At 54.8% G+C, this 12,552-nt stretch carries 11 protein-coding genes and 1 pseudogene; 2 read left to right on the top strand and 10 right to left on the bottom strand.

Going from position 1 to position 12,552, the window contains the following annotated elements:
* Nucleotide 1: 1 nt before the first annotated feature.
* The 8 genes from TMS3_RS23940 to TMS3_RS23905 all read right to left on the bottom strand — a co-directional run bounded on the left by TMS3_RS23940 (nucleotide 2) and on the right by TMS3_RS23905 (nucleotide 6,173).
* Nucleotides 2-376 carry a TIGR03750 family conjugal transfer protein gene (locus TMS3_RS23940; RefSeq protein WP_025167823.1) on the bottom strand — a complete coding sequence of 125 codons (375 nt, stop codon included), beginning with the start codon at nucleotides 374-376 and terminating at the stop codon, nucleotides 2-4.
* A gap of 12 nt (nucleotides 377-388) precedes the next feature.
* A complete protein-coding gene (locus tag TMS3_RS23935) occupies nucleotides 389-733 on the bottom strand; it encodes a TIGR03745 family integrating conjugative element membrane protein (RefSeq protein ID WP_025167822.1) in 345 nt (114 codons plus the stop codon).
* A gap of 17 nt (nucleotides 734-750) precedes the next feature.
* Nucleotides 751-990: a TIGR03758 family integrating conjugative element protein gene (locus tag TMS3_RS23930; RefSeq protein ID WP_025167821.1), complete on the bottom strand. Its 240-nt coding sequence runs from the start codon at nucleotides 988-990 to the stop codon at nucleotides 751-753.
* Entirely contained in the window at nucleotides 987-1,343 is a 357-nt protein-coding gene (locus TMS3_RS23925; RefSeq protein ID WP_025167820.1) for an integrative conjugative element protein, RAQPRD family, read from the bottom strand. Before TMS3_RS23925 ends, TMS3_RS23930 begins: the two co-directional genes overlap by 4 nt.
* Before the next feature lie 112 nt (nucleotides 1,344-1,455).
* Complete coding sequence (locus TMS3_RS23920) at nucleotides 1,456-1,767, bottom strand: hypothetical protein (RefSeq protein WP_025167819.1); 312 nt, start codon at nucleotides 1,765-1,767, stop codon at nucleotides 1,456-1,458.
* 265 nt (nucleotides 1,768-2,032) lie between these two features.
* A complete protein-coding gene (gene istB / locus TMS3_RS23915) occupies nucleotides 2,033-2,788 on the bottom strand; it encodes an IS21-like element ISPsy14 family helper ATPase IstB (RefSeq protein WP_025163932.1) in 756 nt (251 codons plus the stop codon).
* A 20-nt stretch (nucleotides 2,789-2,808) separates the two neighbouring features.
* Nucleotides 2,809-4,323, bottom strand: coding sequence for an IS21 family transposase (gene istA / locus TMS3_RS23910; RefSeq protein ID WP_025163931.1), 1,515 nt, complete (start codon nucleotides 4,321-4,323; stop codon nucleotides 2,809-2,811).
* 419 nt (nucleotides 4,324-4,742) lie between these two features.
* Nucleotides 4,743-6,173 carry an IS1182 family transposase gene (locus TMS3_RS23905; RefSeq protein ID WP_025167818.1) on the bottom strand — a complete coding sequence of 477 codons (1,431 nt, stop codon included), beginning with the start codon at nucleotides 6,171-6,173 and terminating at the stop codon, nucleotides 4,743-4,745.
* Nucleotides 6,174-6,415: 242 nt separating this feature from the next.
* Here TMS3_RS23905 and TMS3_RS23900 point away from each other — a divergent pair, with 242 nt between their 5' ends.
* The gene (locus TMS3_RS23900; RefSeq protein WP_025167817.1) at nucleotides 6,416-6,622 is read left to right on the top strand and encodes a hypothetical protein; all 207 of its coding nucleotides are present in this window, start codon (nucleotides 6,416-6,418) and stop codon (nucleotides 6,620-6,622) included.
* Between the two features lie 86 nt (nucleotides 6,623-6,708).
* Here the strand turns inward: TMS3_RS23900 and alkT are convergent, their stop codons facing one another.
* Nucleotides 6,709-7,866: a rubredoxin-NAD(+) reductase gene (alkT, locus tag TMS3_RS23895; protein ID WP_025167816.1), complete on the bottom strand. Its 1,158-nt coding sequence runs from the start codon at nucleotides 7,864-7,866 to the stop codon at nucleotides 6,709-6,711.
* A 48-nt stretch (nucleotides 7,867-7,914) separates the two neighbouring features.
* A complete protein-coding gene (locus TMS3_RS23890; protein ID WP_235576680.1) occupies nucleotides 7,915-10,338 on the bottom strand; it encodes a LuxR C-terminal-related transcriptional regulator in 2,424 nt (807 codons plus the stop codon).
* Between the two features lie 454 nt (nucleotides 10,339-10,792).
* Here TMS3_RS23890 and TMS3_RS23885 point away from each other — a divergent pair.
* Nucleotides 10,793-11,893 (top strand): annotated as a pseudogene (locus TMS3_RS23885) (IS630 family transposase).
* Nucleotides 11,894-12,552 lie beyond the last annotated feature (659 nt).

Below are 12,552 nucleotides of genomic sequence, written 5' to 3'. Positions count from 1 at the left end.
CTCACTCCGTGCGATGACAGGTCCACGCACCGCTGCGCGTGATAAGGCCGGCGTTGCTCCAGGCCGGGGCGTACCGGGCAATCGCGAGCTGGACCTGGCGGTAGAACCAGGTGTCCGGGCGACCGCGCTTCAGGCGGCGCAGGATGCGGCTGGCAACGGTCAAGCCGAACACTCCACCGATAAGTGCTCCACCGATGATCAGTGCCCAGACCTGGGTCAGAATCGCTACGGGAATGCCCAGGGCGAAACCGACGCCCCCACTGAGAAACACCGTGGTCCACATTTCGTCGGCGGTGAGACCGCCCATCACCACCGGTTGGTTGTTCAGCCGTACCGGCAGGAAGCTCAACGTGCCGTCATCTAGAACGTCTGCCATGGCCAGTTCCTGTCAAAGAATGCCGGTGGCTTTGGTGACCAGGAAAATGCCGATCCCAAGGATGCCGACACCGACGGCCGCGGTGGAGCCGAGGTCTCGCCATTTTTTCTTGCCTTCGTGGATCTCGTGGTAGACGCCGAAGGCGTGCCATGCCACGCCCAGGAACATGACACCCAGGACGATCAGACCGAGCAGCATGAAGCCGTCGAAGGCATAGTTCTGCATGGTCTGCGTCATGTTCGTGCCTTCGCCGCGGCTCGGGGCTTGAGCTTGAGGTAGGGCCGCCAGGGTGAGCTGGGGAAGCGCGAATGTTCCCAGTGTGAGGCAGTGGCTGATGGCTTTCTTGAGCTTGAGCATGGTGAAACTCCGAAGGTTTAGCTGAGGACGAAGAGCGTGAGGATCATGCAGAGCACCAGGACGCGGATCGCCGCCGGCGCCGCGATGGAACGGTCGAGGTTGCCGGTGGCCCAGCCCCTGTAGGTGCTGTAGATGGCCCAGGCCCCCCACAGGAATGTGATCGCTACGGCGAATCCAACGAAGAGTGCGTAGCTAGCCGTAGGAGGAAAGCCGCCTGCGGCCTGAAAGGCTGAGGACTGCGCTGCGCTCATGCTCATGGCATGCGGCCTCCTGTGAGGGTGTAGTTGCCCGTCAGCTCGACGGGATCGCGGGGCTGAGCTCGGCTCGGAGTGAGATAGTCCTGGAGGCCTTGGCGGACGCGCTGGATATCCGACGCCAGGCGCTGGTAGTCGAAGAAGTAGCGTTGGCCAGGCTCCTCTGCGACCCGTGCGCTACGCCTTGCCGTGTCTTCCAGGGCATTGAGCTGCCGGATCATGACCTCGAGGTTGGCCTGTTCGGATGCGTTGGCCGCAACGGCATCAGATGCCGCCAGACCACAGCAGATCAGTGCGGCGAGGATGTAGCGGACGAAGCGGCGATGATGTGCAGCGAGGATCTGGTGCTGGTTCACGGCTGGACTCTGGCAGATCGGATGGTGCCAGCTTGCCGACTTCCCCCCTATGCCTGCCGCAAGAAATCCATACTCGGATGGCGATGGATTTTTCCGCGGCCAACTGAAGGCCTCAGCCGCTACGCAGCGGTCGCTTGAAGAACAGGAGATACCCAGTCGGCAGGGCGATGCCGTATGCCCAGCCCTGGGCGTTCTGGTTGCCGACCTTGATCTCTCCGCGTACCACCGACTGGACGCTGACCAGCTCCCAGCCGTCTCGGCCGAGCCGAGACAGCAGTTCTTGGCGCTGCGGATCCTGCAGATAGGCTTGGATGTCCGGCTCGGTCGTAGGCTCCTCGGACTTGAAGATCAGGAAGCTTCTGGTCTGGAGGCGATAGAGCAGAGGGGTGAACTCGGTGCGGTACTCGAAGGCCTGGTGGCTCATGGCGGCTCCTTGGTAGGCGTGAGCTGTCAGGCTTTCAGTGGGACAAGATCTGAGGCAATCGGAAATAGTTGGCCGCTACTGCACCGATTTTCGAAGGGCGGCTACCTGCGCTCGTGCGTTGCTCGTTAGCGCTTAGGCTGCGGATTCCACGACACTTGGACACTCAGCCCACGATCATTTGGACACTCGTTCCATGCTCACTTGGACACCTGATCCACGTCCACTTGGACAGGCAGTCGGAGCGCAGCGACGCAGGTTTGCATTGTTAGTCTGAAGTCTCTGTCGCCGTCAATTTCGTTGCGCGTCTGCGCATCGATTCGCCCTTCAGTTCGATCCGATAAGCGTTGTGCACCAGCCGGTCGAGGATCGCATCGCCCAAGGTCGGATCGCCGATCAGTGCGTGCCATTTGTCCACTGGCATCTGGCTGGTCACTAGCGTCGAGCGGTTGCCGTAGCGGTCGTCCAGCAGTTCAAGCATGTCGCGCCGTTGCGCAGCGGTAAACGGCGCCAGGCCCCAGTCGTCCAGGATCAGCAAGTCGGTCTTGGCATAACCCGCCATCAGTTTCGCGAAGCGGCCGTCGCCGTGGGCCAGGCCTAGTTCTTCCATCAAGCGCGGCAAGCGCAGATATCGCACGCTGTAACCGTCGCGGCAGGCCTTATGAGCCAGCGCGCAGGCGAGCCAGGTTTTGCCTACGCCAGTTGGGCCGCCGATGATCAGGTTCAGGCCGTCGCGCAGCCACTGGCCGCTACCCAGTTGCAGGATCAGAGATTTGTCCAGGCCGCGCGGGCTGCGGTAGTCGATGTCTTCCAGGCAGGCGTTATGGCGCAGTCGTGCGGCCTTGAGGCGAGTAGTCAGGCGTGCGTCTTCGCGCTCGGTCAGCTCGCGGTCGACCATCAGACCGAGGCGTTCGTCGAAGCTAAGATCGTTGATGTCAGGCGTTGCGTGTTGTTCGCCAAGCGCCTTGATCATGCCGTGCAGGCGCAGGGTTTGTAGCTTGTCGAGTGTCGGGTTGGGCAGCATTTTGGTGCTCCTTTTTCAGGTCAGTGGTAGTAGCCAGGGCCGCGCAGGTTGATGTGTTCTTCGGGCAGTAACGGCAGGTTTTGCTGGGCAAGCGGCAGCCGTTCCAGCCCTTGGCGCAGGATCGATTCCAGGCTTTTATAGCTGCACGCGCCCAGTGCCAGCGCTCGCTGGCAAGCGGCTTCCAGCCGCTCTTCGCCGTGCTGTTTGCTCAGGCGCAGGATCCCCAGGCAGGCGCGGAAGCCGTGCTGCGGATGGATTCGGCGTTCGAGGATATGAGCGATGACACCAGCGGTGTTCGGCCCGGTCTGCTCAGCCCAGTGGATCAGTCGCTGCGGCGTCCATTCAGCATGTTCGCGGTGACTTTTGGGCATGTGCTCGGTTTGGGTGGTGTGGCGGCCTTTGTGCGGCGAGCGCAGATGGCTGGCCACACGCTGGTTGGCGTGGAAGCACTCGACGGTCTTCGCGGTTAGCCGCACTTCGAGTTGGTGTTTCACCAGCTGGTACGGCACCGAGTAGTAATGGCCGTCGACCTCGACGTGGTAGTCGATGTGCACCCTCACCTTTTTCCATTCGGCGTAGACATACGGATGTTCTGGTAGCGGTTGCAGTGCGGGTTGGTCGATGGTCTCGAAGGCCGAGCGGCGTGAGCCGGGCAGCTTCTTGAAGGGCTTCTGATTGAGGCGATCCAGCAGCAGCGCGATGGCTGTGTTGAGTTCGCCCAAGGAGAAGAACTGGCGGTTGCGCAGCACCGCCAGGATCCACCGCTCGACGACCTGTACGCCGACTTCAACCTTGGCTTTGTCCTTGGGTTTACGCGAGCGCGCGGGCAGCACGGCTACGCCGTAATGCTCGGCGAGATCGCGGTAACTGGGGTTGATATCCGGCTCGTAGCGATGCGCCTTGGTGACGCCGCTGCGCAGATTGTCCGGTACCAGGATCTGCGATGTACCGCCGAGAAAGGCGAAGCAGCGTACGTGCGAGCCCAGCCAGTCAGGCAGCTTCTGCGACCAGGTGGCCTCGGCGAAGGTGTAGCTGGACGCGCCGAGAACGGCGACGAAGATCTGCGTCTGGCGGATCTCGCCGGTTCGCCGATCAATGACCGGCACGGTCTGGCCGGCGTAATCGACAAACAGCTTTTCGCCAGCACGGTGTTCCTGGCGCATGACCACGTCGACCTTGGCAGCCCAGAGGCGGTAGTGCTCGCAGAACCAGCTGTATTGGAAGCCTTGCGGATGGGTGAGCCGATACTCTTGCCAGAGCAGGGCCAAGGTGACGCCGGGGCGACGTAACTCGGCATGGACATGAGCCCAGTCCGGCATCGGACGTTGATCGCTAGGAACCGTCGGCGCTGGCGGGAACAGACATCGCTCCAGTTCGGCGTCCGACAACTGCGTGGGCCAAGTCAGCCCGCAAGCGTTGAAGCGGTGCAGGTAATTGCCGGCACTGCCGCTGCTGATGCGTAGGCTGGTGGCAATTTTGCGCACGGACAGGCCGGCGTCGAACTTTAGGCGTAGTACCTCTCGGATTTTACGCATGGATATACGCTCCACGACGACCTCTTCGCTTCGAGAAAAGAGGTCGATGGTAGTGAATAATCCTGCGTTGCTGCCTGCCTGAGCGTGGGGTCGGATCAGTGAGAGATCACTGTCCAAGTGCTCGTGGAATCAGTGTCCAAGGGGCCGTGGAATGAGTGTCCAAGTCAGCGTGGAATCGCTGTCCAAGTGTTCGTGGACTGGGTGTCCAAGTGCGCATGGAATCCCCACTTAGGCAGTACGCGGCCCAGAGTGTGTAAAAACAGCGCGGAAGATTATTAGCTGGCAGGACGAGCCTTGAATGCGACAGAGAGCAGGTCAGTGGCCTCCGAGGTCGAGTGCGGCGACTCAGGGACTTTCTGGCTGGTTCGGTACAAGAAACCTGCTGTATAGGCGCCTGACGGGCCAAAAGGCATCAAGCCTTAGGCAGTTATCGCCTCCATCAACGCTGCGCTACCCAATATCTTAATGACCCGCTTCATATTGTAGGCGAGCACATGCAGGCTCATTTCAGTGCTGACTCTAGGCAAGGTTTTGGTCAGGAAATGGGTGGCGCCCATCCAGGCCTTGAGCGTTCCAAAAGGGTGCTCAACGGTCTGTTTACGGATACGCATCATCTCGGGGGCCTGATCCAAACGTCGCTGCATATCCTCCAGTACGCTTTCATACTCCCACCGCCTGACGCGTCGCTGCGTGCTGGGCGTACATTGCGCTTTCAGCTCGCAACTCTGGCAGTGTGAACTCCAATAAGTGTGGAGTTTTAGTCCCTTTTCAACACTGGCGTACCGCCAAATCAAGCGCTGTCCTGCTGGGCATTTGTATTCGTCGGTTTCTGTATCGTAGATAAATTCGGTCTTGTTATATCGTCCATCTGCCTTGGCCCCGGAGGTCATAGGTTTGGGCACGTGTACGGTTATATCCGCCTGGTGACAGGCTAGGATTTCTTCGCTTTTGAAGTAGCCCCTATCAGCCACCACCGATAGTTTTTTCGCTCCCATGGCCTGTCTCGCCAGTTTAGCCATCGGACTTAGCTGGCTTCGGTCACTCCCATCGTTTGTCACTTCATGGGCCACGATCAAATGGTGCTTGGCATCGACGGCTGTTTGCACGTTATAGCCAACAATGCCCGTGCCTCGGGTCTTCATCGAGCGGGCATCAGGATCGGTCAGTGATATCTGCTTATCAGGCGTCTCATTGAGCCGTACCTCGATCTCCTTGAGCTCCTGCATCTTGATTTTCAGCGCTGCGATCTTGCCGTGCAGTCGCTCGGTCTTCGCTTGCGCGACGACAGGCTCCTGACGATCTGCGGTATCGAGTGAGCTCAGGTAACGATTGATACTCGATTCGATTTCTTCCATGCGTCGCTGGAGCTTGGCGCTAGTGAAGTTGCGATCCCGATTGTTGACCGCCTTGAATTTGCTGCCGTCGATGGCGATGAGTGCTTCCGAGAACAATCCCACTTGCTGGCACAGCACCACAAATTGACGGCAGACAGCGCGAATTGCCTTGCCGTTGTCTTTGCGAAAATTGGCGATGGTCTTGAAGTCGGGCATCAAACGCCCAGTCAGCCACATGAGCTCGACATTACGCTGGGCCTCTCGTTCAAGGCGCCGACTGGATTGGATGCGGTTGAGATAACCATAGATATAAATCTTCAGCAGGTCAGCAGGATGGTAAGCGGGTCTACCTGTTTCCGCCGGTACGACACCGTCAAATCCCAGCGTGGCCAGATCAAGTTCGCCCACGAAGACATCGACTACCCGCACCGGGTTAGTGTCCGTCACATAGTCATCCAAGCTCTCTGGGAGCAAGGTAACTTGAGTCCGATTTTCACCTTGAATAAATCGCCGCACTGGCATCTCCTGCTGAGATGAAGTCTGGTCAAATCATAGCAAGATTGTTGCCAGCGTTTTTACACACTCTGGGCCAAAAGCTGCCTGTTGGAACCACTCCAATGGTCACGCTACGGTCGCCTCGCCGACCTCTACATACCTAAACCCAGAAATGCACATCCGTACCCTGAGGGCCGGGGGACCGCTTCGCGTCACATACCCGAGGCAGGAGCCGTATGCGGTAGTTCCGCACGTACGGATCTGTGCGGGGGGCGGCAGGTAACTGCCGTCCCTACCGCGACCTGAGCATCAACCGCGAGCTGCGCCGCAAGGGTGTCACCTTGCAACTGCTGTGGGAGGAATATCTCGCCGCGCATGCGGGGCAGCCGACCTACCGCTACACCCAGTTCGTCGAGCACTACCGACGTTACGCCCAGACGCTTACCGATTTAACCGACGCTTCGATCTGAGTACGCGGCATTCGTGTCTACTAATCGCCGCCACTACCTGCCCCCTCACAACCCTTGCGGTTGGTTCGAGTGGCTGAGCATCATTGCTAATCAGGTAATTTTATACTCCCGCCAAGCGCACCTTGACGTTTAGGCAGATTTATTGTCTCAGTTGCAATCAGTCGCTCCTGCTTGTACGCAAGGACTTCTAGTTCAACAGTTTCGTTATTAATTGCAACAACGAGTTTATCGTAGTCCTTTAGAGCACCAAGTCCTTGCAGCGTCATCCCTTTAAGATCAGACCAGAACCGTGGTGGGGTTGGTGCAGGCGTTGACGTGCCACAGATGCTGCTTGCGACAATTTGAGCTTGTGTAACCGCATTATGAATTGTTTCTAAACGTACCATCGTTCCAAAAAAAAGATTCCTAGCCAGTGCGCAGTCGCCGATCGCATATATACTGGTATCCGATGTACGCATCTGATCATCGACCACAACACCATTACTCACTTCAAGGGCCGCCTCAGTTGCCAGCTCTAGTTCAGGGATAGCACCGATTCCAACTATAATCAGATCCGCCTGAATTTCTTCTCCACTTTCAAGTACGCATTGATCAACATGGCCATTCCTGCCCTTTATGGACGTTAATTTCGCATTCAGCTTGAACCCAACTCCTTCAGCCTCCAGGCGGGCTCTGACTAAGTTGGCTGCTGCTGGCGTAACCACGCGCGCCATTACACGCGGGGCGGCTTCTATCACTGTGACCCTCCTCCCTATGCCCACCGCAGCTGAGGCGACTTCAAGCCCGATCACTCCGCCGCCCAACACAACAACAGACGCACTCTCCACAAGTTTCCTACGTAAATTTTTGGCGTCTTCCATACTGCGTAAATAGCAGACTCCAGACAGTTCAGATCCCTCGCAGGTTAACCTACGCGCGCTAGCACCTGTTGCAAGAATCAATTTTTCATACGCGTACTCTTCTCCGTCTTTAGCAGCAACTACCTTACGCCCCACGTCAATTGATACAATCTGTGTATTTAACGAAATGCTAATATTATTGTTCGTATAAAAACTTTCTGGCTTTAGTGGTATTGCGGATTCTGCAGTCTCACTTGTCAGAAAAGCCTTGGATAGGGGAGGCCGCTGATAAGGTGTCACAGACTCCCTGCTCAAAAGTCTAATGCCCCCTTTATAACCATATTGACGAAGCCAGAACGCAGCATTTACTCCAGCTGTACCAGCGCCAACAATAACAATTGCCATAATATTCTCTCTGATATATTTTCACTATATTGCTTAATGCCGATCGCCTCAGATAACACCCTGACGTTCGGCTTCACTTATTGCTTGCGTGCGACTCTTTACATTAAGGATGGTAAATATTTTCCTCATATGCCACTTTATAGCATCTTCGGTGACATACATCTTTGTTGCTATTTGTTTGTTTGAGCACCCCTCTTTTACAAGTTTCAAGACACTGACCTGCTTCAGTGTCAAAAAATCACCAGCTTTATTTTCTGCGGGTTTTCTAATCGCCACCATTTGCGGCAGACTAAAAGCTCCAATCGCTTGATCTAAATTAACTGCTGCGAAGACTTCACATGAAGTCGGTATTAACCTCTTAATCAAACGTATTTCATCCAGCACTGTTTGAAAGCATTGAAGCTGTTTTGCCATCTCCAATGCATAAGCAATGTTATGCTGAGCCTTCTTTAATGTGCCGCCACCTGCTTGCGCTCCGGCTAAATACAATAAGCCACGGACTTCCAATTGGCCTGCGCTAATTTTACGGGCTTGCTGAATAGCCAATAGCGCTCTGTGCGCGGCAAGATGAAAGTTCTGATCTCGGGAAAGCGCGAGTGATTGAACAAGCAGCAGGCGTGCCTTTAGGGGGGCTGAGTGCGGTCCGGAGAAAATCTTGCGATCTTCAAAAGCTTGTAACGTATTTATGTACGTTACGCCTTGAAAGAGCAAGCGTTGATAGATCTCAATTTGGCTCATAACTTCCAATCTTGGTAGATTTTTTTCAGCCGCATGTGCCTTCGCCCACTCCAAAATCTCAATGGAACCATTCAGGTCATTCCTTCCAAGCCGCCAAGCTGACACAACACGGCATACGGAAAAAAACACGTCTGTCACCCCGTGATTGGCAATAAACTCTAAAATTTCGGAGAACTTTTCTTCTGAGGTGTCCAAGCGGCACAATTCATAATTTGACTCAAGCTCTAGAGCGTCCAGCATTTTCGAGGTAAACGCGGTCTCCATAATCTGCGCGCCACTGTCTGTGCGTGCTTGAGTTATAAGCTGCCTGGCCCAGCTCATTTTCCCGCTTGCTAGCGCTTGTTGAAGCTTGGCGACATACAGCCAACCGAAAGCAAAATCTTGTTTTGCAAATTTATTCACGGCTTGGGCCTGAGCCAGCACCTTCTCTAACTCTGCAAATCTATACTCACTGGCAAAAATAAAAGCCAAGCAGGTTAGCGCGGCCCCTTTCCCAACTGCGTTTGAATCCCCAAATAAACTAATCCACTTATTACAGAGCTCCTCACTCAAAAGCATTTCATCATTCGTTGCTTTACCTATTGCAAACACAAGCTGCGGCCATCCTTTTTCTTGCCATTTGTTTTTTTTATCGGGCGGGGTAATTAGGTCTTTAAGTAACTTCTCTGCTCGCGCGCTTTGCTGACTGAAATACAATACCCACGCGAAACAAATAAGTACTATGGGGTTCTTGTGCAAGTCCTTCACTGGCAGCTCCGACAGCCAGTGTCTCAGCGTATCTATTTCGCCCTGACGAAATGACAAATCTAAAATTATTCCCTCACTCATGCCGACAGCCCAGCGACAGTCATTCGCCCGTAGGGCTATTCGTATTGCGTACTGGTATTCGCCTCTACGCCAATGCCAGAAAGCTGCGCGCTTAAGCAAGTAGGATCTTTTAGCAGGATTTTCAGCCCAAGTAATTCCTTGAAGAAAATCGCGCAATACTGGATGTAGTGTAAACTGCGCCGGCTCACCTTCTACATGGCGAAGTAACATGTAATTCGTGCTCAGATATTTAATACATGAGGCCGCATTGACGCATTTGAATACATAATTGTAGCCATCAGGCGTCACGACATCGAGCAATGAAGAATTTACAAGAAAAACACGATACCGCTCGGGAAGCGCCTCAAATATTTCATCATTAAAGTAATTATCTATTTCAACTACTGTTGAAATAGACTTGGCCGGCAACTCACATTTTAACAAAAACCCGATAAGAACAGGCCACCCCTCCACTTCTTGCACCAAGGCCTCTATCTGTACCTCAGAAACTCCAAGAACAGCCTCTGCCTCCGCTAACGCCACTGCCTCGTCTGCGCTAAAGGCCAAATCTTTCTCGGTGTGCTCCTGCATAGCGCCTGCAAGTTTAAGCCGCGAGAACCCTTTTATTGTATTACCTGCGACTGCAAACCTGATACTTTTTGGTGTTTCTAACATGAACTCCATAAGCGCGTGCAACAACGGCAAGCCCAAGCCCTGATTAATATTATCCAAACAAATTAGCGTTTCTATTTCGTTACTCGAGGTACTCTGCCAAAGACTGGATGCAAGGTCTCGCAAGAGCGTAGGCTTGCTCACACCCTCTCTCACATGGCTGAATGTTACCAGTTCGAAAGCTTCAAGCTGCTCAATAATTTCTGCGCAGATATCAAATTCACTGTAAGAGCTGGCTCTTAAAGAAATCCACACTGCAGGACGTCCGGTTGTTCTGTGGCGTAGCCACTCGAACGCAAGAGCCACGGTTTTTCCATATCCAGGCGGGGCTCTATAAAGGCATACTCTGGGCGCAGTTCCATCCGCGATACTCAATCTGGGCCGATATATGCAGTTATGCACTTTGGCACTTACTAGAGTCGTAATTCGATCCAGCCCGATCTTGGCAACCGGGAAATCATTATTTATTATTTTTATTTTCATTATGCTATTCTCGCGCCAGCTGACTGCATATTCTCACCATAGGTTACGGTGTTAAATATTTAAACTACACTTAAGTGTAGTCGATATGATCGGTGGTGCAAAATGCTGCCTCTTAGTCGGGTAGCCCCCAGGCCACTGCTGGCTTAGTTGGCTGTCCGTAAAGTTCGTTTATCGATAGGGGGATAACAAATATACTGTGCATCCCTCCTTTTTCGGCGTGTGCAGCATGGCTCGACCAGCGGCTTCTTTTTGTTTAAAACCCACTGATGTTGAGACGCTGCAAAGCTGGTTATGCATGGGAACTCTGCCGCAAAACCTTGGGCAACGTGCCCGAATTCTGTTGCTGCTGGCCAGCGGTCTCACGCCCAAGCACGCCCAAGCAGGTGAGTGATCGGTTGGAAGTTTCGGCACCTGTCGTATTCAAATGGCGCAAGCGCTATCAGGAAGCTGGCCTCGTTGGGCTGAGCGATCTCCCGCGTAGCGGACATCCACGCAAGCTCGACGAGGCGAAGATTAAGGAAATCCTCACCCTGACGACCCAGCGTGTACCGCGTGAGGCGACTCACTGGAGCCTGCGCCTGATGGCCAAATACGTGGGCGTTACCGTCTGGCAAGTCGCCCAGGTATGGGCCGCTGCCGACCTCAAGCCCCACCGGCTGAAAACCTTCAAGATCAGCAACGACCCACACTTTGCTGGCAAAGTGGTTGATGTGGTTGGGCTGTACCTGAACCCGCCTGACAATGCGATGGTGCTGTCAGTGGACGAGAAAACCCAGATCCAGGTGCTGGATCGCACCCAGCCCATGCTGCCGCTCAAGCCGGGTCAGATCGAACGCAGGACGCATGACTACAAGCGTCACGGTACGGCCAGTTTGTATGCCGCCTTCGACATCCTGACGGGCCAGGTCATTGGTCGCATCACCCAACGACACAGGGCCAAAGAGTTCCTTGAATTCTTGCGACAGATCGACCGCGCGACGCCTGCCGAGCTGGATCTGCATTTGATTCTGGACAACAGCTCGACTCACAAGACAGCCGCCGTCAAGGCGTGGCTGGAGAAGCATCCCCGCTTCAAGCTGCACTTCACGCCGACCAGCGCCTCATGGTTGAACGCCGTTGAGGGTTGGTTTGCTCAATTGGAAGGCGGGCGCTGTATCGCGATGCGTTCAGCAGCGTGGCTGATCTGAAAGCGGCAATTCGCCGTTTTATCGAGGCCCATAATGAACATTCAGCCAAGCCATTTCGCTGGAACAAAACGGCTGAATCCATCATCAACTCTGTTAGTCGCGCAAAGCTCACCGCAATCAAGAATAAGTTATTGAACTAACCAAACAGTCCGCTAGGGCCCCCCTAAGAACTGTACGTGCGACTTTCACCGCATACGGCTCAATCCGTTGTAAGCCCGATCAAGAGCCGATCTATCTGCCTTGATTGCTTCTGGGTACAGATGGATCTTCACAATCCGCTCTGAGCTGGTCAGTTTCCGCTATACGGACTCAGGCCGCGGACATGGGAAACCCATGCTCTTACGCGCTGACCTGCACCCTTTCAGGCCCAACCTAGTCGGGTAGCCCCCAGGCCATTGCTGGCCTAGGGCCCCCTAAGAACCGTACGTGCGACTTTCACCGCATACGGCTCAAGCCGTTGTAAGCCCGATCAAGAGCCGATCTATCTGCCTTGATTCCTTCTGGGGAAAGATGGATCTTCACAATCCGCTCTGAGCTGGTCAGTTTCCGCAATACGGACTCAGGTCGCGGACATGGGAAACCCATGCTCTTGCGCGCTGACCTGCACCCTTTCAGGCCCAACCTAATCTTCGCTCATGTGTTCAACGACCACGCAGAAGTCTGCCCGGTTTCCCGTGGAGTAATGTTCCAACCCCTATCCGAGCCATTACAGCCCGGCATTCGCTTTCTCTGCGATCCCATACCCGCACCGCCAACAGCTCACCTTACGGCTCACCTGCCACAAAGGCAGCAATACGGG

The sequence above is a fragment of the Pseudomonas taeanensis MS-3 genome (genome assembly GCF_000498575.2).
GTDB classification, from domain to species: Bacteria; Pseudomonadota; Gammaproteobacteria; order Pseudomonadales; family Pseudomonadaceae; genus Aquipseudomonas; species Aquipseudomonas taeanensis.
Note: the sequence above shows the minus strand (reverse complement) of the source record. Positions and strands in the feature narration are given on the sequence as shown.

What these genes read in the sequence shown, in the direction of transcription:
- TMS3_RS23940 (WP_025167823.1), bottom strand. Translation starts at nt 376, where the DNA reads ATGGCAGACGTTCTAGATGACGGCACGTTGAGCTTCCTGCCGGTACGG.
- TMS3_RS23935 (WP_025167822.1), bottom strand. Translation starts at nt 733, where the DNA reads ATGCTCAAGCTCAAGAAAGCCATCAGCCACTGCCTCACACTGGGAACA.
- TMS3_RS23930 (WP_025167821.1), bottom strand. Translation starts at nt 990, where the DNA reads ATGAGCATGAGCGCAGCGCAGTCCTCAGCCTTTCAGGCCGCAGGCGGC.
- TMS3_RS23920 (WP_025167819.1), bottom strand. Translation starts at nt 1,767, where the DNA reads ATGAGCCACCAGGCCTTCGAGTACCGCACCGAGTTCACCCCTCTGCTC.
- istB (WP_025163932.1), bottom strand. Translation starts at nt 2,788, where the DNA reads ATGCTGCCCAACCCGACACTCGACAAGCTACAAACCCTGCGCCTGCAC.
- istA (WP_025163931.1), bottom strand. Translation starts at nt 4,323, where the DNA reads ATGCGTAAAATCCGAGAGGTACTACGCCTAAAGTTCGACGCCGGCCTG.
- alkT (WP_025167816.1), bottom strand. Translation starts at nt 7,866, where the DNA reads ATGGCAATTGTTATTGTTGGCGCTGGTACAGCTGGAGTAAATGCTGCG.